This is a genomic window from Planococcus sp. RAB007_Raresut, from assembly GCF_057369535.1.
This window is the reverse complement of sequence record NZ_JBXYIF010000001.1, coordinates 145391-170766: the sequence shown is the minus strand read 5'-3', so window position 1 is coordinate 170766 and position 25376 is coordinate 145391. Positions and strand designations below refer to the sequence as shown.

Annotated in this window: 18 protein-coding genes and 1 other RNA gene; 17 read left to right on the top strand and 2 right to left on the bottom strand. The window is 44.4% G+C overall.

Annotation, left to right across the window (positions count from 1 at the left end; translation table 11 throughout):
- The first annotated feature begins 6 nt into the window (after positions 1 to 6).
- From AC2Q9J_RS00810 to AC2Q9J_RS00790, 5 genes are all read left to right on the top strand, one after another.
- The gene (locus AC2Q9J_RS00810) at positions 7 to 1197 is read left to right on the top strand and encodes a pyridoxal phosphate-dependent aminotransferase (RefSeq protein ID WP_499036482.1); all 1191 of its coding nucleotides are present in this window, start codon (positions 7 to 9) and stop codon (positions 1195 to 1197) included.
- Positions 1198 to 1224: 27 nt separating this feature from the next.
- On the top strand, positions 1225 to 2520 hold the full coding sequence (gene asnS / locus AC2Q9J_RS00805) for an asparagine--tRNA ligase (RefSeq protein ID WP_499036480.1): 1296 nt from the start codon (positions 1225 to 1227) through the stop codon (positions 2518 to 2520).
- 306 nt (positions 2521 to 2826) lie between these two features.
- Positions 2827 to 3531, top strand: a complete 705-nt coding sequence (locus AC2Q9J_RS00800) for a DnaD domain-containing protein (RefSeq protein WP_499036478.1) — start codon at positions 2827 to 2829, stop codon at positions 3529 to 3531.
- 12 nt (positions 3532 to 3543) lie between these two features.
- Positions 3544 to 4224, top strand: coding sequence for an endonuclease III (gene nth, locus AC2Q9J_RS00795; RefSeq protein WP_499036476.1), 681 nt, complete (start codon positions 3544 to 3546; stop codon positions 4222 to 4224).
- Positions 4199 to 4534 (top strand): YpoC family protein, encoded by a 336-nt coding sequence (locus tag AC2Q9J_RS00790; protein ID WP_499036474.1) that lies wholly within the window; start codon positions 4199 to 4201, stop codon positions 4532 to 4534. Before nth ends, AC2Q9J_RS00790 begins: the two co-directional genes overlap by 26 nt.
- A 50-nt stretch (positions 4535 to 4584) precedes the next feature.
- Here AC2Q9J_RS00790 and AC2Q9J_RS00785 read toward each other — a convergent pair whose 3' ends face one another.
- Positions 4585 to 7332, bottom strand: coding sequence for a PBP1A family penicillin-binding protein (locus AC2Q9J_RS00785; RefSeq protein WP_499036472.1), 2748 nt, complete (start codon positions 7330 to 7332; stop codon positions 4585 to 4587).
- Positions 7333 to 7361: 29 nt separating this feature from the next.
- Entirely contained in the window at positions 7362 to 7973 is a 612-nt protein-coding gene (recU, locus tag AC2Q9J_RS00780) for a Holliday junction resolvase RecU (RefSeq protein ID WP_499036470.1), read from the bottom strand.
- Positions 7974 to 8163: 190 nt separating this feature from the next.
- Between recU and AC2Q9J_RS00775 the strand changes: the two genes are divergently transcribed.
- The 12 genes from AC2Q9J_RS00775 (at position 8164) to AC2Q9J_RS00720 (ending at position 25374) form a co-directional block, all read left to right on the top strand.
- The gene (locus tag AC2Q9J_RS00775) at positions 8164 to 8529 is read left to right on the top strand and encodes a YppE family protein (RefSeq protein ID WP_499036468.1); all 366 of its coding nucleotides are present in this window, start codon (positions 8164 to 8166) and stop codon (positions 8527 to 8529) included.
- Positions 8526 to 10796, top strand: coding sequence for a DEAD/DEAH box helicase (locus AC2Q9J_RS00770; RefSeq protein ID WP_499036466.1), 2271 nt, complete (start codon positions 8526 to 8528; stop codon positions 10794 to 10796). The genes AC2Q9J_RS00775 and AC2Q9J_RS00770 overlap by 4 nt, the downstream gene beginning before the upstream one ends.
- A 6-nt stretch (positions 10797 to 10802) precedes the next feature.
- Entirely contained in the window at positions 10803 to 12062 is a 1260-nt protein-coding gene (locus AC2Q9J_RS00765) for a ribonuclease H-like domain-containing protein (protein ID WP_499036464.1), read from the top strand.
- A 63-nt stretch (positions 12063 to 12125) separates the two neighbouring features.
- Positions 12126 to 12419 (top strand): cell division regulator GpsB, encoded by a 294-nt coding sequence (gpsB, locus tag AC2Q9J_RS00760; protein ID WP_084245584.1) that lies wholly within the window; start codon positions 12126 to 12128, stop codon positions 12417 to 12419.
- Positions 12420 to 12467: 48 nt separating this feature from the next.
- An RNA gene (gene rnpB / locus AC2Q9J_RS00755) (RNase P RNA component class B) lies at positions 12468 to 12844 on the top strand.
- A gap of 88 nt (positions 12845 to 12932) precedes the next feature.
- Entirely contained in the window at positions 12933 to 14669 is a 1737-nt protein-coding gene (locus AC2Q9J_RS00750; protein ID WP_499036463.1) for a putative bifunctional diguanylate cyclase/phosphodiesterase, read from the top strand.
- A gap of 2 nt (positions 14670 to 14671) precedes the next feature.
- Entirely contained in the window at positions 14672 to 15805 is a 1134-nt protein-coding gene (locus tag AC2Q9J_RS00745; protein WP_499036461.1) for a THUMP domain-containing class I SAM-dependent RNA methyltransferase, read from the top strand.
- 53 nt (positions 15806 to 15858) lie between these two features.
- On the top strand, positions 15859 to 17772 hold the full coding sequence (locus AC2Q9J_RS00740) for an ATP-dependent DNA helicase (protein ID WP_499036459.1): 1914 nt from the start codon (positions 15859 to 15861) through the stop codon (positions 17770 to 17772).
- A gap of 47 nt (positions 17773 to 17819) precedes the next feature.
- A complete protein-coding gene (locus tag AC2Q9J_RS00735; RefSeq protein WP_499036458.1) occupies positions 17820 to 19322 on the top strand; it encodes a carboxypeptidase M32 in 1503 nt (500 codons plus the stop codon).
- Between the two features lie 185 nt (positions 19323 to 19507).
- Entirely contained in the window at positions 19508 to 20083 is a 576-nt protein-coding gene (locus tag AC2Q9J_RS00730; protein WP_499036456.1) for a lipoprotein BA_5634 family protein, read from the top strand.
- Positions 20084 to 20192: 109 nt separating this feature from the next.
- Complete coding sequence (locus AC2Q9J_RS00725; protein WP_101802938.1) at positions 20193 to 20951, top strand: SDR family NAD(P)-dependent oxidoreductase; 759 nt, start codon at positions 20193 to 20195, stop codon at positions 20949 to 20951.
- Between the two features lie 838 nt (positions 20952 to 21789).
- Complete coding sequence (locus AC2Q9J_RS00720) at positions 21790 to 25374, top strand: dynamin family protein (RefSeq protein ID WP_499036453.1); 3585 nt, start codon at positions 21790 to 21792, stop codon at positions 25372 to 25374.
- Positions 25375 to 25376 lie beyond the last annotated feature (2 nt).

The following is a 25376-nucleotide window of genomic DNA, read 5'->3' as shown; positions in this document are numbered from 1 at the left end:
GGACTTTTGATTAAATTAGCGAATCGTGTTCAAACTCTGACGCCTTCAACCACATTGGCGATTACAGCAAAAGCCAACGAACTGAAAGCGCAGGGAGTCGACATAATCGGGCTTGGAGCAGGAGAGCCGGATTATAACACTCCTGATAATATTCTTCAGGCAGCTTACAAATCAATGATGGAAGGCAAAACAAAATATACGCCAGCGGGCGGTTTGCCGGCTTTGAAAGAAGCGATCATCGAAAAATTGCAGCGTGACCAGCAGCTGACTTATGCGCCAGCCGAAGTGATGGTGGGTGTGGGGGCGAAACACGTTCTATATACCTTATTCCAGGTTTTACTGGATAAAGGCGATGAAGTCATTATTCCAATACCGTATTGGGTCAGTTATCCAGAACAAGTGAAACTTGCTGAAGGCGTGCCGGTATACATAGAAGCCACAGCCAGCCAGAATTATAAAATTTCACCTCAGCAATTACGCGAAGCGATTACCGACCGCACGAAAGCGGTGATGATCAATACACCAAGCAACCCGACTGGCATGATCTATTCGAAAGAAGAACTTCAGGAACTGGCGGAAGTTTGCCGCGAAAAAGATATATTGATTGTTTCCGATGAAATTTATGAGAAATTAATCTATAGCGGCAGCGAGCATGTTTCCATTGCAACTTTATCTGAAGATGCAAAAAAACGCACCATCATTGTAAACGGAGTTTCCAAATCCCATTCAATGACCGGTTGGCGCATTGGATATGCGGCGGGCGATTCGAAATTAATCAAAGCAATGACCAATCTTGCCAGCCATTCGACATCGAATCCGACAACGACTTCCCAATATGCTGCAATTGAAGCGTATAATGGTCCTCAAGGGGCTGTGGAAGAAATGCGCCAGGCTTTCGAAAGCAGACTGGAAGAGATCTTTCCAAAATTGGAAGCAATTCCCGGCTTTAATGTGATTCGGCCGCAAGGGGCATTTTATTTATTGCCTGATGTTTCGGAAGCAGCGGAGAAGACAGGTTTTGCATCAGTCGATGAATTCGTGGAAGCATTGCTGACGGAAGCAAATGTTGCGGTTATCCCTGGTTCAGGCTTTGGGGCACCATCCACAATCCGTCTATCTTACGCCACGTCGTTGGAAGCGTTGAATGAAGCGGTGGAGCGAATCGGTAAATTCGTATCGTCAAGATGGCAGAAATAAGTTGAAAACATTTTCTTGGAGGCTAGTATGAAAAAAATTACAATTGCCGAAATGGCTAAATATAATGGTCAAACGATTAAACTGGGTGCTTGGGTCGCAAACAAACGCTCAAGCGGTAAAATCGCGTTTCTTCAATTACGCGATGGCTCAGGATTTGTGCAGGGTGTAGTGGTAAAAGCTGAAGTGGGAGAAGAAGTCTTCGCCGCAGCGAAAGCATTGACACAAGAGACATCCCTATATGTTACTGGAGAAGTGAAAGAAGATGAACGTTCTGCTTTCGGCTACGAATTAGCGGTAACTAGCATCGAAGTAATCCATGAAGCGAAAGATTTCCCGATTACACCAAAAGAACATGGCACAGAATTCCTGATGGATAACCGCCACTTATGGCTTCGTTCTCGGAAACAGCATGCAATCATGAAAGTCCGCAATGAAATCATCCGCGCCACTTATGAATTCTTCAACGATAATGGTTTTGTGAAAGTGGATCCGCCTATTTTAACCGGTTCTGCACCGGAAGGGACTTCTGAACTTTTCGCCACTAAATATTTTGAAGAAGATGCATTCCTGTCCCAATCTGGGCAGCTTTATATGGAAGCAGCGGCTATGGCATTAGGAAAAGTATTCTCATTCGGACCAACATTCCGCGCTGAAAAATCCAAGACCCGCCGCCACTTGATCGAATTTTGGATGATTGAACCGGAAATGGCGTTCATGGAGCACGATGAAAGTCTTGAAGTGCAGGAGCAATTTGTTTCCCATATTGTTCAATCTGTGTTGAAAAACTGCAAACTTGAGCTGGATCGTCTGGGCAGAGATACATCGAAACTTGAAAAAATCAAAGCGCCATTCCCGCGCATCACTTATGATGAAGCAATCAAATGGTTGAACGACAATGGTTTTGATGACATTGAATGGGGCGACGACTTTGGCGCACCGCACGAAACAGCCATCGCTGAAAGTTATGATATGCCGGTATTCATCATTAACTATCCGATCGGCATCAAGCCGTTCTATATGCAGCCGCATCCGGAACGTGACGACGTTGTTCTTTGCGCCGATTTGATCGCACCGGAAGGTTACGGTGAAATCATTGGCGGATCGGAACGTATCTACGATTACGAGTTGATGAAACAGCGCATCAAAGAACATAATCTAGATGAGTCTGCATACGCTTGGTATTTGGAGCTCAGCAAATACGGCGCAGTGCCGCATTCGGGCTTCGGACTTGGTTTAGAACGTACTGTCGCATGGATTTCAGGAGCAGAGCACGTCCGTGAATCCATTCCGTTCCCGCGTTTATTGAACCGTTTGTATCCGTAATATACGCTATTATCAGATGAATTCGCTCCAGCTCTTTTTCATGCCTCGAAGCTAGCGTAGCGATGCAGGAGCATATCTTTGCTCTTCGCCTTCTTCCGCTCATTCATCTTATGAGTTCGACTAAGATATGGAGCAAAACAGCGCAGACTCCCAGGTGATCAGCGAAGTACTGAGATCCACTCGGGCGAAGTGAAGCGAGTCCGAGTTAGCTCAGTGCAAGCCACCAGGAAAGCGTAGCTGTTTTGCGGAATATCGTATATAAAAAATCTTAAAAATAGAAATAACGAATAGAAAGGTGGTTGGGATATGAAACAGCCAGATCGACTTCAGACATGGATCGAGAAGGGGAATGTTCACATTTCCCAGCTTTTTTTTCAATTTTATAAGGAATTGAAGATTTCGGATGAAGAAGCCATGTTATTGATGCATGTGCAGGCTTTTCAGCAGGCAGGGAACCATTTCCCGACTCCAGATGAAATCGGAGCACGTATGATGTGCTCTCAAAAAAGCGTCACGACGATGCTGCAGAAACTGATGCAGCAGGGATTCATTGCCATAGAGCAGGAAACAGCGAATGAAATCCTTACAGAAAATATCTCGCTGCAGCCTTTATGGGATCGTTTGCTTGATTGTATCGATCAGGAGGTCCACCAGGAGAAGGTTCATTCCCAGAAAGAAATGGAAGGCCAGGTATTCCAGTTGTTTGAACAGGAATTCGGGCGATTCTTGTCTCCGATGGAGATAGAAACGATTTCAATGTGGATGGATCAGGACGGCCATACACCGGCTGTCATCAGGATGGCGCTGAAAGAAGCAGTTATCTCTCAGAAAATGAGTCTCCGCTATGTTGACCGCATCCTTTTCGAATGGAAGAAAAAGAATATCAAGACTTCGTCGGAAGTCACGAAACATGCAGCAACTTTCAGAGAAAAAAATATCCAGATTCAGCCTTCGACAGACAACACTGCAAAAAAAGTGAAATTCTATAATTGGCTGGAAGACCGGAATTAGCAGGTGATTGAAATGATGTCAAAAAAAGAATGGCAATTATGCCTCGAGGAAATGGATCATATGTTTCCTGATGCGCATTGTGAGCTGATTCACCGCAATCCTTTCGATCTATTGATTGCGACTTTGCTGTCCGCGCAGTGCACGGATAAATTGGTCAATAAAGTGACCGCAGACCTTTTCAAGAAATACCACACTCCGGAAGACTATGCATCTGTGCCGCTTGAAGAATTGCAGGATGATATCCGTTCAATCGGATTGTTCCGAAATAAAGCAAAGAACATCCAGGCATTGAGCCATATTCTGATCGAACAATTCAACAGTGAAGTTCCAGCGGATCGTGATTTGCTGACGACATTGCCGGGAGTGGGGAGAAAGACTGCAAATGTTGTTGTTTCAGTAGCTTTTGGTATACCCGCACTGGCTGTTGATACACATGTTGAACGTGTGGCGAAGCGTCTTGGGCTTAATCGCTGGAAAGATTCGCCGCTGCAAGTGGAAGAGACCATCATGAAAAAGACGCCGGCGGAAGACTGGTCTAAAACCCATCATCAGATTATTTTCTTTGGACGCTACCACTGCAAATCTCAAAATCCCGGCTGCCATATCTGTCCTTTATTCGACAGATGCAGAGAAGGGCAGAAACGCGAGAAAAAAGGGCTGGTTAAGCGTGAGCAAATTACGGAAATCAATTGAAAAAGAGAACATCACACCATTTTTTGAAGCATGGACTAAGTTAGAAGAAAATATCAAGATTCTCCATATCAACAAGAACAGCAGTCCGGCGGCATTAATGAATGAAGGAATTATTTTATATAAATCTTTATTGGAACAATGCAGTTCGGACGAAGAAAAAATTGAACCGTTGAATAATCTTGAGCGACTGGCTTTCGTAGAAGCGAATTGCAGAACATTTGCTGCATATCGGCAACTGCAGGAGTTATTCAATGAAATGCACAAGAAAATCGCATCGAAACGAGCAATTCTTAATAGAAATAGTAATTGAACAGAAAAATACCCTTAAGCGAAAAATGCTTAAGGGTATTTTTTGAGGAATTATTCTTCGTCATCATTGTTGTCGCTGTTGTTATTACCATTTCCGTTGCCATTGCCATTATTGCCATTATCATTGTTGCCATTGCCATTAGCGGGAGGGACAGAAGCACCATTGGCTTCACCATTGGAATTTTCTCCATCGCCGCTGCCATCTTCTGGAGGAGTTTCACCGTCTCCTTCACCATCTCCACCATCTTCCAACGGAGCTTCACCATCACCGTTGCCTTCACCATTGCCTTCATTTTCACCATTTCCGTTGCCTTCTCCATTTCCTTCATTTCCTTCATCTTCAGGAGGGGCTTCATCTTCTGGTGGAGCTTCTTCTTCAGGAGGGGCTTCTTCATCTGCCGGCGGAGTTTCTTCCGGTTCCTCCGGTTCTTCAGGTGGTGTCACTTCAACGATAACGGAAGCGGGATCGCTTCGTTGTTCATCTTTGACCGCAATTACGCTGAAAGTATAAGCGCGGCCTTCCTCAAGTGCTTCATAGGTATAGGATTTATCGTCAGTTGTAGTAAGCACTGTCCGGTTGCCTTCAGCTTCAACAGCAACTTCGAACTGCACATCTTCAACGTCACCATAATTCCATGTCAATTCAACATTCGATCCGTCAACAGAAGCACGCAAACCTGTTGGTGCATCAAGGTCTTCTTGTACAAATTCTTCAGACACCTCATTTGGAACTGTACCGCGGACGAATAATTCTGTGCTCTTTTGATCTGAAGGTGTATAGTCACTAGCCAATTGAAGTGGTTCAGTGCCGACTTCAATGGTTGCTTCTACAACTGATTCCGGCTGCTGGAATCTTCCTGCATCAGGAGAAGAGATTTTAGACATGACATCTTTGAATACTTGTTGAGATAATAATCGTTCGTTGGAAGCGGTATCCATTGCTCCTTCTTTGGAAGGGTAGCCGCTCCAAACAGAAATTGAATACTCTGGAGAATATCCTGCGAACCAGATGTCCGGGGCAGAACTGCTGTCATGCCCGTAACTTTCAAGTTCGTCAGCCGTGAAGTTCGTTGTTCCGGTCTTGCCGGCAATATCAACGCCGCTGACTGCGGCTGCCTTACCGGAAGCTCCTGCGATATTGGGATCCAGTGAATCGCGCAGCATATCAGTAACCATATAAGCTGTGCTGTCTTTCATTGCTGGCACCTGATCAGGCGCAACAACTTGTTCAGTCGTGCCGTCACGGAAAACAATTTTAGTTACCGTATGCGGTTTTGTATAGATGCCGTCATTGCCGAAAGCTGCGAAAGCTCCAGCCAATTCGACTGTATTGATATATTTATCGGTTCCGCCAATAGCAGATGCTTCATAGATGCTTCCGAAATCCAATCCGAGTTTCTGAGTGAATTCCTGCGCGTTTTCAGTACCAACTTCATTTAATGTCTTAACAGCCGGTACGTTGCGTGAGCGGTAAAGAGCTTCCCGCATCGTCATTTCGCCAAGGAAATCGCCGTCGAAGTTCCGGACTTCCTGGTCGTCTTTTTCATATGAATAAGGTTCATCCACTAAAGTCTTGCCAGTAGACCAGTTCAGGTATTCGATAGCGGGACCATAATCCAGCAATGGCTTGATTGTGGAACCGATCTGGCGGTCACGGGCTGTCGCGTAATTGCGTCGGACATCTCCGCTGTACTCGCGGGCTGCTCCGATTGCGCGGATCGCACCGGTTTCAGTATCGACGACCGTCAAAGCCGACTGGACTTCATCATTGAAGAAAATATCAGAGGCCATCGTGTCATTTACGGCTTTTTGAACATCAGGTTCAAGAGTTGTGTAAACAGTTAAACCTTCGTCAAGGGAAATATCTTCATCCAATGCTTCGATTTCATTTTCGACCATTTCCATGAAAGCTGTATATTCGCCGCTTGGTGGAGTAGGGCGCTGTTCCTCAGGCAGTAGGGTTTCAGTTACCGGAATAGCCTGGGCAGCTTCTTTTTCTTCAGTCGTTATTTTTCCATGCTGTTCCATCAGGCTAAGTACGATATTGCGCCGATCTTGCGCGCGATCAGGATTATTGAAAGGATTATAGCCGTTAGGACTCTGCGGCATACCTGCGAGCATCGCGGCTTCGTGCAGTTCAAGTTCCGAAACATGCTTGCCGAAGAAATTCTCAGAAGCCGTTCCAAAACCATAGGTGTTGCCGGACATCAGGATTTTATTGAAATACATTTCAAAAATCTCTTCTTTTGAGTATTCCTGTTCCAACTGGTATGCAAGATAGGCTTCCTGCGCTTTCCGTTCCAGTGTCTTGTCGTTTTTCAGGAATGAATTCTTGATGACCTGCTGGGTAATTGTGCTGGCGCCCTGGGAACCGAATCCACCGGTTACGTTCGCAATCACAGCACCGCCAAGTCGTATAATGTCAATACCTGGGTGTTCATAGAAACGATTATCTTCCGTCGCCAGGATTGCATCTTCCATCAGTTTCGGAATATCTTCGTAATTTACATATTCCCGGTCTTCAACTGTCATATACGGTATTTCCGTTTCCCCGTCTGCCGCTAAAAATGTCGGGCTGATCGGATCGCGCAAAAGTTCCTCGTCCAGTTCCGGCGCACCGCTGGCGTAGTAAGTGAAAAGGCCGATGCCGAATACCAGGCCGATGACTCCGATGATGAGAATAGTTAAGATAATCCTTTTAAACCAGCCGCCTGCGGAGGTTTTCTTTTTCTTATTTTTTTTCTTTTGCTGTTCCATTGCTTTTCTGCGCTGTTCGCGCGACATTTGTTTTTCGCTCACAAAATGTTCCTCACTTTCGTTGGTGCTGTCTACTGAAACTTATTCAAATGGGGCAGATAGTCGATGCGAGGAAACGCACCGGGTTTTAATTCGATACCGGTTTCTTCAATTTCCGCCAAAGTCACTGACTTCCTGCCGCCGTCCATCATTCTATTCCAAAAAAATTCAAAAGCTTCAAAAGGAACAATAAAATAACGATCAATGGAAGAAAAGCGAATGATCAGGAAAGCCATTCCATCATGTTTCACGACCTGTGCCATGTGATGGATTTGGTGTTCATGTATATTCTTCAGTGGAAATGAAGTTTTATTCTCCGTTTCCTTTGCTTCGAAATCTATATACTTGCCGTTCCAGACACCATTATAGTCAGTGGTGGATGGGGAACGGAAATAGGCTTCCTTGATGACAGCGGCGCTTCTGGAAGGATATTCGACTCTGACGATCTGGACAGGAACCGGTTTTTTGTGGATGACTGCATGTCCAAGCTGCAGATAATAGTCGTTTGTCTCATTTAATTCATCCTCTAGTGTTTTACCCCGATTACTGAAAGAGAAATCTTTTTTCTTCTTTTTCTTCTTCTGATCCGAAGTTTGTTCTTTCTGCGGAACGAATTTTTTTCCATTCGGATAGTTGATTGCCATTGTGATACACCTCGCTTACTTTATCATATCACATAGATTTAGACGATAAATGAGCCCTGAAGTTCCATTTCGCTAGATTCATGATAGCCGATAGTCGCTTGAAAGCCAATTGAAAAGAATGTCTGTTCGTTCATAGTCGTCTCCTAAAGGCGTATATGATAAACTGAGGACATTGGAGGGATCTTGAAAAATGAATATTCGTGAACTTTCTTCCTTATTATATGATGAGTGCGGAAAATGCCAGGATCGCTTTTTTGATATGCGTGAACGGGATGCGGTACCTGATTTTTACGAAGACGTAAAACCATATGCCGACTATTGGCACGATAAGATAAATCAATGGCAAGAGGAATCGCTTCTTTATATACAGCAGGAACGGCCGAAATATGTCCATAAGCCGCAGATTGATACAGCGGCGGAAGGAATGACGCAATTTTTTGTGCAGAGTTTTTATAAGGAAACAAGCAAGAAGCGTTTTATCCAAACCATACAGGCGGCCCAGTATACCTTACAGACTTTTATGCTGGCCATAGATGAAAAGAGCGATATGAGATGATCAGAAAGAAAACATTGCCTCAATTGATGGATGAATGGAAAACAGAGCCCGATATGATGGAGCGGATTGTCCATTGGCATACGAGGGAAGAAAAGCCGGCCAGGTATGCTGATTTTCCGGAAGAGATGCATGACAGCCTGAAAGCTGCACTCAGGAAAAAAGGCATTGAGCAATTATATACGCATCAGCGCGAAGCTTTTGATTTGGCTCAGAAAGGCAAGTCTTATACAGCAGTCACTCCGACTGCGTCCGGTAAATCATATTGCTATCATTTGCCGGTGCTCCATAAAATCTTAAATGACCCGGGTGCAAGGGCGCTTTATCTGTTTCCGACAAAAGCTTTGGCGCAGGATCAGAAAAGTGACCTGCATGACCTGATCGAAAAAACGGAAAAAGAGATTTTATCCTACACTTATGACGGCGACACTTCTCCGGCAATCAGAACGAAAGTCCGCAAAGCGGGACAAATTGTCATGACCAACCCGGATATGCTGCATTCCGCTATTTTGCCGCATCATACGAAATGGGTTTCGTTGTTTGAAAATCTCCAATATATTGTCATCGATGAATTGCATACTTATAAAGGAGTCTTCGGAACGCATGTCTCACATGTAATCAGACGCCTTAAACGGATCTGCGAATTTTATGGCAGCAATCCGGTGTTCATCTGCACATCAGCGACGATTGCCAATCCAAAAGAGTTGGCGGAAGCATTAACCAATGAAGAACATGCGTTGATCGACCAGAACGGGGCACCTTCAGGAAAAAAACATATCGTATTTTATAACCCGCCAATCATCCACCCGACTTTCGGAGTCAGAAGAAGTGCGGTGCTTGAAGTGCGAGATTTAGCAACTTTGCTGTTAAAACAAGGGATACAGACAATCGTATTCGCCAAGAGCCGTGTCAGAGTCGAGATGCTTGTGACATATCTCCAGGCTGTCACTAAGATGAAACTTCAGGATGAATCCATTAAAGGCTACCGAGGCGGTTATTTGCCGACCGAACGGCGGGCGATTGAGAAAGGTCTGCGGGACGGTTCGATTCAATGTGTCGTTTCGACAAACGCCCTGGAACTTGGGGTTGATATCGGTCAGCTGCAGGCTTGCATCATGACGGGCTATCCCGGGAATATCGCCAGCGCATGGCAACAGGCCGGACGGGCTGGAAGACGCCAGGACGAGTCTTTGGTCGTGTATGTAGCGCAGTCGACGGCACTGGACCAATACATTATAAATAATCCGGCTTATCTATTGGATCAATCTCCGGAAGAAGCGAGAATCCATCCGGAGAACATCATCATTTTAATGGATCATTTGAAATGCGCTTCTTTTGAATTGCCTTTTTCGACAGATGAAATGTACGGAGAATTTGAAGTGCAGGAATTGCTTGAATATCTGCAGGAACAAGGCGTGCTGGTCCGCACTTCCGATCGCTGGCATTGGATGAGCGACCGGTTTCCGGCACATGATATTTCATTGCGGTCAGCCTCACAGGAAAATGTGGTCATCATTGACCAGTCAGTCCCCGCTGATACGCGGGTGATTGGGGAAATGGACCGCTTCAGCGCGTTGACATTATTGCATGAAGAAGCGATCTATCTTCACCAGGGAACCCAGTTCCAAGTTGAAATTTTGGATTGGGAAGAAAAGAAAGCTTATGTGCGGGAAGTGGATGTGGATTATTTCACAGACGCCAATCTGGCAGTTGAGTTAAAAGTGATGAGTGAAGATAAAACAAAAGATATGCAAAGATCAGAAGTTTTTTATGGCGATATTGCGGTACTGGCGATGCCGACCATCTTCAAGAAAATCAGATTTGATTCGCATGATAATATCGGTTCCGGACCTATATCCTTGCCTGCCGAAGAACTTCACACTTCTTCGACGTGGCTGAGTTTCAGCAAACCGGATGGATTTTCGGATTCGGAATTATCGGATATGATGACCGGCGCGGCATATGCCATCGAATCATTCATCCCGATCTTCGTATCCTGTGACCGCCGTGATGTGCATGTCGTGCCACAGGTGAAATCGCCGCACAACGATTTGCCTTCTTTCTTTATCCACGATTCCTATCCGGGGGGCATCGGCATCAGTGAGCGGATTTATGATATGTGGCTGCCGCTGCTTGAAAAGGCGAGAAGCCATGTAGCGGAATGTCCTTGCCTTGATGGCTGTCCATCATGTATTGGGGCACAGGATGCAATGATCAATATGAAGGAAAATGTCATCAGATTACTCGACGAGCTTCGCGAAGAGAGGTGATAGCCGATGTCGTTCGAAAATAAACTGCTGCAGATGAAAGGCATGCTGAAAAAAGACACAGGCGCCAAATCGAAATCGAAAACACCCAAACAGGGAAAGCAGCGCCCGCTGCATGAAGACAGATGGCGGGATATCGGCCTTGAACTGGTAGAAAACGAATTCGGATTCGTTTTTAAAAAGGTGATACGCTATCCTTTTGAGACACGTCATGGAAATAGCACCTTAAATGAATTGGACAGGGTCCTGTCAGCTTGGGAGAATGTTGAATTTGACCATCCGTTCAAGTTGAAGAAAGAAGAGCGCATCCTGTTTTTTGACACTGAAACGACTGGCTTAAGCGGCACAGGAGCATATATATTTCTTGTGGGATTATTGGAGCGGACGGACGAAGGATTTGAAATGGTCCAGTATATTATGCCGGATCCTTCCAATGAAGCCGCCTTTTTGTACGAAACGGATTTGTGGCGATCAGAAGATCCAATCATTTTCTCCTATAATGGAAAAAGTTTTGATTGGCCGCAGCTGACATCAAGATGGACGATGCACCGAAATATTTTGCCGAAACTGAAAACCCTGCGGCAAATCGACCTATTCCATGGCACAAAAAGAATATGGAAAAACGAATTGGCGAGGATGAAGCTGAGCACCATTGAAGAAGAAAAGCTTGGTTTCAGCAGGGAAGGCGATGTCCCTGGATTTCTGATACCAGCCATCTATTTGGATGCTGTCAAAAGCGGATACCCGGAAGCACTGGATAAAGTCCTGTATCACAATGAATTGGATATTCTTTCACTCGTTTCCCTTTATATACTGTCATCAGATCTTTTGATGGAAGATTTGGAATCTGAAACATTCGGTGCTTATACGAATATAGGGAAATGGTATGCGGACTTGAAACAATTTGACCAAAGCGCTGCCTATCTTGAACACGTTACAGCTGAACGGGGAGCTTCTTCAGCACTGGCCCGTTATTTTCTGGCGATACAGCGGAAACGCAGCGGCCAATATGAAGAAGCCGTAAAGCTGTTTACGGAAGCGGCACCGAACTTAAAGGGGCCAGTCGAAGTGGAAGCCTGGATACATGCGGCTAAATTATATGAACATCAATTGAAAGATTACGACAAGGCGTTAATTATGGCAGGCTTTGCAAAAGAGTCCAGCAGCCATGCAAAGGTCAGAAAATCGCTTGTCCAGGACATCGATAAAAGAATAGCCCGCCTGGAAATAAAAAAACAAAAAATTCGTCCTTCAAATGAGAAGTTTTAAAACACAAAAATAATGCTTATGATATACTTACCATAAGCAGTCTTTTATGGAAGGACGATTAAAATGGACAATAAATTCACAGCTAAAGATATTTTAGAAAAAGATTTTAAAACAGGTATGCGAGGCTATAACCAGGATGAAGTCGACCACTTCCTTGATGATATCATTCAGGATTATGAAGTGTTCACGAAGAAAATCGATCAGTTAATGAACGAAAACAAGCGTTTACGTGCTGAATTGGAAGACGCTCCGCGCAAGCAGGCGACTCCTGCACCAGGTACAACGAATTTCGATATTCTGCGCAGACTTTCCCATTTGGAAAATCACGTCTTCGGCAATAAACTGAACAACGAGTAATACTCTTTGTTTTATTGCCTGGAATGCAGTATACTTATGTAGCCATTGGAATTCTGGCAATCGCTCCGGCTACCGGCCGGAGAGGAAAGTCCATGCTCACACGGACCTGAGACGGCCGTAGTGATCGCGCTTAGCGAAACAATAAGCTAAGGCAGCTTAACAGCTGACGGCGGGTAGAACGCCTAAGTCTTCGGATATGGCCGAAATACCCTGAAAGTGCCACAGTGACGGAGCTGCATAAGAAATTATGCAGGTGGAACGAGGTAAACCCCGCGAGTGAGAAACCCAAACTATGGTAGGGGCACTTTTCCGGAGGAATTGAACCGAGGAAAAGGCAGGCATCGCCTGCAGATAGATGATTGCCTTCCAAGTGTACAAGGCGAAAGCCGTTTGAGTACGTGGAAAACAAAACATGGCTTATAGAATTTCTGATGGTCTTAAATTGCAATTAAAAAAAGCTCTCCCCAGGGAGGGCTTTTCTTATGATTACAGATAGAAGAGGATGCGGTGTCTTTGGCTGATCAGCGATTTGTTGAAATGGAAAAGCTTTCGATTTCAGGATTTCCCCTTGAATTATCCGAAAAAGTATTTCAGAAGGTTTCGGAAGGAATTATGATTACCGATCTTTTCAAAAGAATTTTGCATGTTAATCCGGCTTTTGAAATTGTAACGGGATTCCAGCGGGATGAAGTTATCGGCCATACGCCGAAAATTTTACAGTCAGGCATCCATAAAAGTGATTTCTACCAAAGTATGTGGGCAGAAGTCCAAAATAAGGGCGAATGGCAAGGCGGAATATGGAACAGGCGTAAAAACGGGGAAATTTATCCTGAATGGCTTAATATCATGGCAATTCGTGATGCTGGCGGGGAAATCCGGAATTACTGTGGCATCTTCACGGATTTGACCGACCGGAAATCTGCTGAAAAAGAACTTAAGGAAATGGCGTTGACTGATTCTCTCACCGGTGTATCAAACCGCTATGACTTTGCGGAACGGATGCAGCAGCTTTTGAAGACTTCCGAAAAATACAAAATTACCCATTCCCTGCTATTCCTTGACCTTGACCGTTTTAAACAAATCAATGATTCTCTCGGTCACGATATTGGGGATCTCCTGCTGGTTGAAGTTTCACAGCGCATCCGTGAATTGATAAAAAACAAAGATATAATCGCCCGGTACGGAGGCGACGAATTCGTTATCGCCTTATCGGCAATCAAACATCCTAGGGAAGCCGCACATCTGGCCGAAAGCATCATAGAGGCTCTCGGCCGGCCATTCCTTTTGAATGAAGAAGAAGTCTATATATCCACGAGCATAGGAATTTCACTCTACCCCAATGATGGGCAGACGACGGATGAATTATTGCGAAAAGCGGATAAAGCGATGTATTTTTCCAAGGAAAATGGCAGAAACCAATTCTGTTTTTTCCATGATGAATTAAAGCCATCCTCAAAAAGGCATGTCATCATTGAAAGTGAATTGCGCAAAGCAATAGAGTTGAAAAGCGTTGAAATGGTCTACCAACCGAAAATTGACATTAGAAATAATCGAATAACCGGTTATGAGGCTCTTGTCAGATGGGAAAGCGAAAAATTGGGTCAGGTATCACCGGCTGAATTTATCCCGCATGCGGAAGCTACGGGATTAATCGCACCATTAAGTGAACTTATCTTCGAGAAAGTCTGTGAAGACTTTATACAGTTCGATATGGAACGCGGCAATGGATTTCCGATTTCCATAAATATATCAGGCATACATTTTCAGCAAAGCCAGTTTGTTTCAACTTTAAAGGCAGTGTTTGAAAGAATGAATTGCCAGCCTTCTTTTTTTGAACTCGAACTAACGGAACATACAATTATGGCCAGTGGAACAGAAACAGCCGATAAATTGAACGAACTTAAAAACCTCGGCTTTAAAATTTCGGTAGATGATTTTGGCACCGGCTACTCATCCTTAAGCTACCTTCATCGTTTTCCGATTGATTATTTAAAAATTGATCGGAGTTTTATAAGCAACATCAACAGCATCAAAGAAAACGAGCTGATTGTCAACGCGATTATCAATATGGCCTCCAGCCTTAATATGGATGTCATTGCCGAAGGTGCTGAATCGAGTGAACAGGTCGAATTGCTTCGCAGACTTGGCTGTGGTATTGTTCAAGGATATTATTTCAGCAAGCCGATGCCTGCCGAAAGCATCAGTTACTATATGGAAGAATGGAACATCAGTCAACAGGAAAGGGTGTAAGTATGGCTACATATAAATTGTTAGCGACTGCTGCAATGGGCCTTGAGTCAATTGTCGCCAGTGAAGTGAAAGACATGGGTTACGAAACACAAACTGAAAACGGCAAAGTTTTCTTCGAGGGAGACGAGCGGGATATTGCCAAAACGAATCTATGGCTGCGTACAGCGGACCGTGTAAAGATTATTGCGGGTGAATTCAACGCGTTTACTTTCGATGAGTTGTTCGAGAAGACAAAAGAAATTGAATGGGAAAAATTCCTGCCGGTGGACGCGGAATTTCCGGTGCAAGGAAAATCGGTGAAATCGACACTGCACTCAGTGCCTAATTGCCAATCCATCGTTAAGAAAGCGATTGTCGAACGATTGAAAAAAGCTTACCACCGCAACTCTTTCCTGGATGAATCAGGTCCACGCTTTAAAATTGAAGTATCTATCTTAAAAGATAAAGTGCAATTGTCCATCGATACAAGCGGCGCAGGCTTGCATAAGCGAGGCTATCGTGTCGATCAGGGTGAAGCGCCATTAAAGGAAACACTTGCAGCAGCTCTCGTGAAATTATCACGTTGGACGCCTGACCGTCCGTTTGTCGACCCGTTTTGTGGGTCTGGAACTATAGTTATAGAAGCGGCAATGATCGGTCAAAATATCGCACCGGGCTATAACCGTGAATTTGACAGCGAAAAATGGCCGTGGATCGGTGAGGACATCTGGAATGAAGTTCGGGAACAGGCAGAAGAAATGGCGAATTATGACCAGCCATTAAATATTCTGGGTACCGATATTGACCATCGGATGGTTAAAATTGCCGAGCAAAATGCGCTTGAAGCTGGATTCGCTGATATCATCCAGTTCGAACAGCGACAAGTAAAAGACTTTAAAACCACCGAAGAGAATGGCGTTGTTATCGGTAACCCGCCTTATGGTGAACGAATCGGCGAAATTGAAATTATTGAAGAGATGATCCAGGACATGGGAAATATTTTTTCAAAACACCCGACTTGGTCTGTTTATATCCTGTCTTCAATGGGCAGATTTGAATCGCTTTACGGGCAGCCGGCTACGAAAAAAAGAAAATTATTCAACGGCTTCATACGCACGGACCTGTTCCAGTTCTGGGGAGAACGTCCGAAAAAATAAAAATGATGAGACGGAAGAGCATCAGCTCTTCCGTTTCTCTGTGAGGAGAGTTTATGAGACAACCAATACCATTTCCGTTATCGAAAGATAAAACATTCTTTGAGTCTTTGAATGATTGGATCGGAGACGTTTTTTACGATGAGCTGCCGGAAAAAGGATACGATCTTCGCGATGAACAGATCTTTATGGCTTTTCAAATGGAGAAAGCCTTAAAAGAAAAATCGGTAATGTTTGCGGAAGCAGGCGTAGGCACAGGGAAAACGCTTGCCTATCTGCTTCCGGCAATCGCCTACGCCAGATATACAGGAAAACCGGCGTTAATTTCCTGCGCCGATGAAACACTGATTGAACAGCTTGTTAAAAAAGGCGGGGATATTGACCGTTTGGATGAGCTCTTTAACTTGAACCTGGATGTCCGGCTGGCAAAATCACGTGACCAATATCTATGCCTGCAGCGACTCGAAGGTGCAAAGAAAAGAAGCGGAGCGGATTTTCTGGATGACATAGAATCCAGGCTGCCGGAATTCGTCAACAAAACGTTTTCATTGCAGAACACCTATCCCTACGGTGAACGTTCCAGTTTTCCGGAAATCAATGACGATCAGTGGCAGCAGGTCAACTACCACCCGATCCAAAACTGTGCAGCTTGTGAACTGCGCAATAAATGCGGTCAGACCATACACCGCAACCATTACCGGGAAGCGACTGATCTCGTCATCTGTTCCCATGATTTCCTGATGGAGCATCTGTGGACAAAAGAAACACGTATCCGGGAAGGACAGACACCGCTATTGCCTGAGTTCTCCCAAATCGTTCTTGATGAAGGCCACCTCTTGGAATTCGCGGCTCAGCGAGCTTTAACATATGAAGTTCAGGAAAGCACACTCCTTGATGTCACAGAAAGTATACTGGCAGATAATGTCCGTGAAAAGACCTTGAACATGATTGAAGAGACGATCGATCTGCATAACGAATTTTTCCTCTTGCTCCGGAAAAACATAGTGGCAAGTGATGAAGACCGAAAGGCGATTAGCAGAGATCCGGCGTTGATCAGTTTAGGCAAAGGGCTGGTCAATCACATTAATCTCTTATTAGAGGAATTTGTTTTTGAAGGTGAATTATTTACAATCCCTGAATATGAATTGCGTCTGGCGGAAGAGTTCTTTGAGAAATACATCTTCTCGATGGGTTTATTCACGGAAGAGGGAGACGCAGTGCACTGGCTCGAAATAAAAGATGACATTGAAACACTGGTCATCATGCCTCGTCTGGTGACAGATATTCTGGACGAAAAACTTTTCGATGGAAAAGTGCCGATCATTTTTTCATCTGCGACATTATCCATTAAAAAAGATTTCAGCTATTTGTCGGACAGCCTGGGCATTGATAAATACCAGTCATTTACTGTACCTTCGCCTTTTGACTATGAAGATGTCATGAAAGTGCTGAAACATCCACTGGAACAGCGGGATAAATTCCAACGTGCCTATGATTTACTGTCGAGTGGAGAACAGACACTGATTTTATTCAAATCGAAAATGGATATGGAGAATTTCAAGCAATCATTGCCGCTTGACCATGCTTATAAAATTGAGTTCGAAGGTGATCGTGAATTATCTACCGTCGTCAAGGATTTCCAAGATGCCAAATTCCAGGTGCTTTGTTCTTACCATCTGTGGGAGGGGCTGGACTTGCCGAAAGATGCATTGACAAAAGTCATCATAGTCGATTTGCCGTTCCCGCCACAGGATCCCGTTTTTGAAGCAAAACGGAAATTCAGCTCCAATCCGCTTGAAGAAATCGATCTTCCATTCATGCAGCTCAGAATTCAGCAGGGCATCGGGCGATTGATCCGTACGTCTGAAGACCACGGCGAAATCCACTTGTTGTTAAATGATGATGAACTGACTCTTGAGCACCTTTGGCAAGAGGTGTTGCCGGTCACTGCTCAAAATTTTCTAAAATAGTAATCCATTCATGATATAATAGACCCATTCGACAAAGGGGGATTTATATGTCATTGGAAACGCAATTTACGGATCATATGAAAAAACTGAAAGCTTATAATGAAGCTGTATCACTGCTTTATTGGGATTTGCGCACCGGCGCACCGAAAAAAGGTGTCGATTTGCGTTCAGAAACAATTGGTGTGATTTCTTCTGATATTTTTATTATGTCAACTTCAGATGAATTCGGTGAGCTGATAACTTCACTGGAAGCGAAAAAAGAGGAGCTGGAACCGGTGATGCTTCGATCTGTGGAAGAAGCGCGGAAACAGTATGATTTAAGCAAAAAGATTCCAGCTGATGAATACAAGGAATTCGTGATCCTTCAATCCAAAGCTGAATCTGTTTGGGAAACAGCCAAAGATACAGATGACTTTTCTTTATTCCAGCCTTATCTTGAAAAGATGGTGGCTACGACGAAAAAGATGATCGGCTATTGGGGAGAAAAGAACGGCAGTGCCTACAATACGCTGTTGGATCAATATGAACCTGGCATGACTACTGAAATTCTGGATGAGGTATTCGGCGACTTGCGCAGCCGCATCATCCCACTGGTGCAGAAAATTGCCGATTCACCCAACAAACCACAGACAGATTTCCTGTATCGCCAGTTTCCGAAAGAGGCACAGGAAAGTTTCAGTGATAAGATTCTGGAGCAGCTTGGCTATGATTTCGATGCCGGACGGCTCGACGAAACGGTGCATCCTTTCATGATCGGCATCAATCGCCAAGACGTTCGGATCACGACTAAATATGATGAAAAGGATTTCCGTACGGCAGTATTCGGCACTATCCATGAATGCGGACATGCATTATATGAACAGAATATCGGGGAAGAGTTAAGTGGAACATTAGTGGAGACTGGCGCATCTATGGGCATTCATGAATCCCAATCGTTATTTTTCGAGAATTTTGTCGGCCGCAGTGAAAAATTCTGGGAAAAGAATTATGAGATGTTAAAAATGTTTTCACCGGAACAATTCGGACAGGTGTCACAGGAAGAGTTTATCCGTGCTATCAATGAATCCAAGCCTTCACTCATCCGTATTGAGGCGGACGAACTGACTTATGCACTTCATATCATGATCCGCTACGAGTTGGAGAAAGGGCTGTTCAATGGCGATTTGGAAGTGAAGGACCTGCCGCAGCTATGGAATGATAAATATGAAGAATATCTTGGTGTCCGCCCTTCCAACAATTCTGAAGGCGTGTTACAGGATGTCCATTGGGCTGGCGCAAGCTTCGGATACTTCCCATCATATGCGCTCGGCTATATGTATGCAGCGCAGTTCAAGAATGCCATGTTGAAGGACCTGCCGAATTATGATGAACTTTTGGCTGCAGGAGATATTGCACCAATCCGGAACTGGCTGACAGAGAATGTGCACAAACATGGTTCGATGAAAAAACCTCTCGAAATTTTGGAGGAAGCGACCGGTGAAGGGCTGAATGCAGAGCATCTGGCGAAATACCTGGAAGAGAAATATTCAAAAGTCTATCAATTAGCTTAATATGTATGCTAATGCCGTCCCGGCTGCAATCGGGACGGCTTTTTTTTATTTATGACGAAACTGTAAGATTAGCGTCATCTTCAGTAAATGCTGGCTTTTTATATCCGTCCTATACTGAAGACATCCCAGACTGATCCTGATAATTAACTGTGGATGTAAAAAATATGATTTGAGGAGAGAAGATCATGAAAAAAATCACATTATGGATAACGGCATTATGTGCGGGGGCGATAATTTTGTCAAGCTGCAATATTTTAGACAAAGCAAATGGAATTATCCTTTACGGGGATGAAGAAAAAGTTTTGGCCTCGCTTAAAGAAGAGCATAAAGGCCAAATTGAAAAAGATTCACTTTTGGTAAAACTTATGGAGGCTGACGGAGAACGGCTGCTGATCATGGATGTAACTTCTGCACGATATCTGATCGACAAGGAGTTGCTGAGAGAAGTGGAGGATGGCAAAGATAGTGAAGCTGTTCCATCACTTCCCGAGATAGCAGAAGGCGAAGCGATTCTTTTTGCCAAAAAAGCTGACAGTAACATCCATTTAGACAGCTTGGCAGTTCAGGTGAACTATGAGGGGAACGTCATTATTGGTGACGGCCGTGTGTATGCAGACTTTTTTTTAGTTCTAGCTGATGAGGAATTTCAGGAATTTGAAGCCGATGAGAAAACGATGGGTATTATTCAATATAATAAAGACCCGGATGGCATCGGCGGCTTTGATGTCGAAAAAGAACAGCTGGTAAAGATTGAAGGGTGACAGAATCGTTTTATTTTCCTGAAAGAATCTTTTCCTCTGCCCATCTAATTGAATCGTGGCGGGACAATTACCGGAATTTTCGATTATAATAGGAGCCGGAGGCGATAAAATGTTGAAGTCATTCAGTTTAGAAGGAAAAACAGCAATTGTGACAGGTGCGGGTAAAGGGATCGGCCAGGCTATTGCGCTGGCAATAGCGGAAGCAGGCGCCAACGTTATGCTTGTTGCACGGACGGAATCAGATTTGCAGAATGTAAAGGAACTGATCGGCAATGACCGGACAGAATATGCAGTTGCTGATATAACCGACCGGAGCCAAATTCGCCGGGTGGTTGAAAATACGATGGAACGATTTGGCGCAATAGACGTTCTTGTAAATAATGCAGGCATGAACATCCGTTCAAAGCTGATGGATGCGACGGATGATGAATGGCATAAGATTATGGATACTAACGCCCAAAGCGTTTTCATGTTTTCACAGGAAGCAGCAAAGAAAATGCAGAGTGGCGGCTCGATCATCAATATCAGTTCAGTCGGCGGTGAGCGGGCATTAAAAACAGGTGTCGTGTATGCCGCATCAAAAGCAGCCATCATCCAGATGACTCGTGTAATGGCAATGGAATGGGGCGAGAAGAATATTCGTGTCAATGCCATCGGTCCTTGGTATTTCCGGACGCCTTTGACGGAAAAACTGTTGAACGACAAAGAATATCTGGATTCGATTTTGGCTGTGACCCCGATGAAGCGCGTCGGTGAACTTCCGGAAGTTGCCACGCCGGTCGTGTTCCTGGCATCAGAAGCATCCAGCTATATAACGGGCCAGACGCTGTTTGTAGACGGAGGCATGTCGATACATGGGTTTTCTTAAGAAAAGCGGAAACAGCCGTTCAGCTCTGACAGGCAAGAGATGGCTCAAATGGAATTTGAGCCATCTCTTTGCGACGAAGCAGCGCAGCGATGCAGGAGCAATAAGATTTTAGATGATTTGGTGAGGTGGCGCTTTATGCCACGCAGCTGGGCTGACTTATGACCGAAGAGTTGGCTGTTGGAGACTGGACAGAGAAAAGCGGAAGCGCCCGTTCTGCCCCGACAAGCAATAGATAGTTCAAAGGTAAAATGAGATATCTATTGCTATCGAGAGAGAAAGATTAGAAACCGATATTCCGCAAAACAGCTCCGCTTTCCTGGTGGCTCGCGCTGAGCTAACTCGGTCTTGTTCCACTTCGCCCGAGTGGATCTCAGCACTTCGCTTGGTCACCTGGGAGTCTTCGCTGTTTTGCTCCATATCTTTAGATCACTTTCTATATAAGGTATTCGCATCAACTTGTTTCTAGTATAGAAGTGGATGCTTTATTCCGATACATCATTAGAATGAAGTGACAGACGGTGACTCCTGCGGGAGCAAGAGCGTGTCCTAAGACCCCGCAAGAGCGAAGCGATGAGGAGGCTTAGGCCGCTCCCCGCGGAAAGCATCCGTCTAAAACGGAATGATTATAGAAGTTTCCGGTTTCTCGACAGCTTGAATTAGCCAAACGTAACTTAGACCATCTCATTGCGACGTAGCAGCGGAGGCGCCCGCTCAGAGTGAAATGACTTCAGTAAATGGAAATTCAAACACATCCTCTCCTTAAATGGAGGGGATGTTTTTCGTTTATCGCGATAAATGGTATGATAAAAGGAGTATAAAATGAAGGGGATACCGGAATATGACAGCTTTGGACCATCATAATGAATTAATAGAAACTGCGCGGCTGCACCGCATCTTTGAAGAGAATGACGACACTGACCGTGCAGCGAAAGCGAAATTGTTCGGAAAGAAAATATTGAAAAATCAGTTCATCATCGGTTTTGCGGGACATTTTTCTTCGGGAAAATCATCCATGATCAACGCATTGACTGGCGAAACTTTATTGCCATCAAGTCCGATACCGACCAGTGCCAATATCGTGAATGTGCACAAAGCGGATTCGGATTTTGCGATTGTCAACAAAACAGAAGGGAAACCGGTTTATTTTCCTGAGAATTATGATTTTGAAGCCGTTAAGCAATATTGCAAAAGCGGCGATGTCACTCAGATTGACATCGGCCATAAAGATTCAGTTTTGCCGGACGGTGTAAGCGTCATGGATACTCCGGGAGTGGATTCAACAGATGACGCCCATAGGATTTCCACTGAATCTGCACTTCATATCGCGGACATGGTTTTTTATGTAATGGATTATAACCATGTGCAATCCGAACTGAATTTCAACTTCACGAAAGAACTGCAAAAATACACAGACCTTTACTTGATCGTCAATCAAATCGACAAGCATCAGGACAGCGAATTGGATTTTCCCGCATTTAAAAAATCCGTAGCAGACTCTTTTTCTGCATGGGGTGTTGAACCAAAAGGAATATTTTTCACTTCATTGCGTGATTTTAAAATGGAAGGCAATGATTTTGAAGCAGTGAAAAGCCTCGTCTCTTCTTCAATGGAAGGCTGGGAAGGCAATGTCGGCAAAGCTGCGGAATCCGCGCTTTCTCAACTGAAAGATGAACATCTTGATTTTTTGGAAGATGAGAAAATGGAGAGGCTGGAGTCTTTTTCGAATGTACTGAGTCCGGAAGAATGGGAAATGCGGGAAGAAGTTAAAGCTGAAACGAATAAAGTGGAGCGGCGTTTATCCGTACAGGATTTTGAAAGCTGGAAAGGCGATTTCGAAAAGAACCGTAAAGAAATGCTTGAAAATGCCAATATCATGCCCTATGAACTGCGCAATTCCTTAACGCTTTATCTTGAATCCATGCAACCCGATTTCAAAGTGGGAATGCTGTTCAGCGGCAAAAAGACGGAAGCGGAACGTGATGCCCGCAGGGACGATGTCAAAGAAAAACTTGGAACAGTGATTCCGTCGCAAATTACAGTCCATTTGAAAAGATTGATGAAATCCGCTTTGAAAGATGCGGCTTTATTGACTGATGCCGATTCCTTGGCAATCGATGATATGGAACTCGAAGTGCCGTTTTCGGTCGTTGAGGATCAAATGCCAAAAGGTGTCCTGATTACAGGAGATACGGTACTTAACTTTGCCAATAGTTTAAGTGTCGCCATTCAGCGGTGGTTTATAAAAGAAACTGAAAGTTGGAAAAATGCCCAGAAAGAGAAATTTGAATCGCTTTCTGAAGATGCAGGCACAGAAATCGGCATGAAAGCCGAAACACTGAACCAGAAATTGCTCGCCATCAGAACGCTGGAAGAAATGGATGAAAGAATAGAAAAAGTGGAGCGCGCATATTCTGCCATGCTGCCGAACCAAAAGGTTTCCGCGGAAACTCTATTAGAGGATTGGCGCAAAGAATTCCAGGCATCCACAGATGAGATGATCGAGTTTGATCCATCGATGCTAGCCGATAAAGAAGCTGCCCAAAGAGAGGAAGAACAGCCGCCTGCGCAATCTTTGGATATCAATCAGCATGATGAGGATTTTGTACTGAAACGTGCTTTAAGTACAGCTTCAGCTCTTGGACCCATCAGAGGTTTTGAAGAAACAGCCGATTACCTGAAAAGAAAAGCATCCAGACTGGAAGGACAGGAATTCACCATAGCATTATTCGGTGCATTCAGCGCAGGAAAATCTTCATTTTCAAATGCGCTGATGGGAGAAACTGTCTTGCCTGTCTCTCCTAATCCGACGACAGCGACGATCAACCGCATCCGTCCAGTAAGTGAAAATCATCCTCACGAAACGGCCGATGTCCGTTTGAAGACCGTTCAGGAAATGACGGAAGATGTACGCAATTCCTTTGAGATATTTGGTGTTAAAGTTCAGACATTGGATGATGCTTACCGAAAAGCTGACGAACTTCCGGAAGCTGGCGGAACCGAGCAGCAAGTGCACAAATCCTTTATTGAAGCGTTCAAAGCTGGTTATCGCAATTTTAAAGACCGTCTCGGAGAAACCATCAGGACCGACCGGGGAGAGTTCGGTTTATATGTTGCTAAAGAAGAACGCAGCTGCTTTGTGGATGAAATCGATTTTTATTATGATTGCGAATTAACAAGGAGCGGTGTTACATTAGTCGATACGCCTGGTGCGGACTCGATTAATGCCCGCCACACGAATGTAGCGTTTGAATATATCCGGAATGCGGATGCTATTTTGTTCATTACTTATTATAATCACGCGTTTGCAAGAGCAGACAGAGAATTCCTGATTCAACTTGGACGTGTAAAAGACGCTTTCGAAATGGATAAAATGTTTTTTGTTGTAAATGCCATCGATTTAGCTCAAAACAAAGAAGAACAGGAATCGGTTGAGAATTATGTAAGAGAGGAACTGCAGCGATTCGGCATCAGATTTCCTCGATTATTCGGTGTTTCCAGCCTTCAGGCGCTGAAAAATCGCCAGCAATCAGGAATGCCGGAATTCGAAGATGCTTTCCAGCACTTCCTGAAAGATGAATTGAAAGGGATGGCTGTCCAATCACTTGCTGAAGAAGAGCAAAAAACGGTTGCCCGTTTCCAATCCCTGATTGAACATACCGATGCCAATATGTCCCGTAAAGAGGAGCGGTTGGCGGAACTCAAGATTTTGGAACAGCAGCTCCGCAAACAATTCGCGGATTCACCTGCACCGGTTATGATCAAAGATGCGATTCAGGAACTTAGTGAGTTATTATATTATGTAAATCAGCGCGTGTTCTACCGATTTAATGATTTTTTCAAGGAATCATTCAATCCATCATTATTTGCTGGAAAATCGGCACAGCAAGCTATAAACACAGCTTTGCATGAACTGGTTGAAATGACTGCCTTTGATTTCGAACAGGAAATAAGGGTTACTAATTTCCGTCTCGCTCAGCGAATCACGAAAAATATTGAAAACCGTTTCCGGGATGAAACAGATAAACTGCGGGGACAAAATCCTGATTTTTCTTTCACGCCTTATGAAGTTGCAGAAGCGTCGATGCTTGAACCTGATAAGGCATTTACAGGCACAGATTATTCTTCTGTAAAGTCTTATTATCGAAACAACAAAAGCTTTTTTGAGAAAAATGAAAAAGAAAAATTGCGTGATGCATTGCAGGCATTAATGGAACCGGACGCCAGTGTTTATCTCGAGAAAGAGAAGCGGAAATTATCCGAATGGGCAGAGTTCTGGATCGAGCAGGAGGCTGAAGGGTTGAGGCAGCATATTATCCGGCAGGGCACTGATCAAATCGACTCAGAACGGACCTTATTGCAGCAAGAAGAAAAATTGGCTCAATGGAAAGAAATTTATACAAATTTGATAAGCGAAAGGGTGTAGGA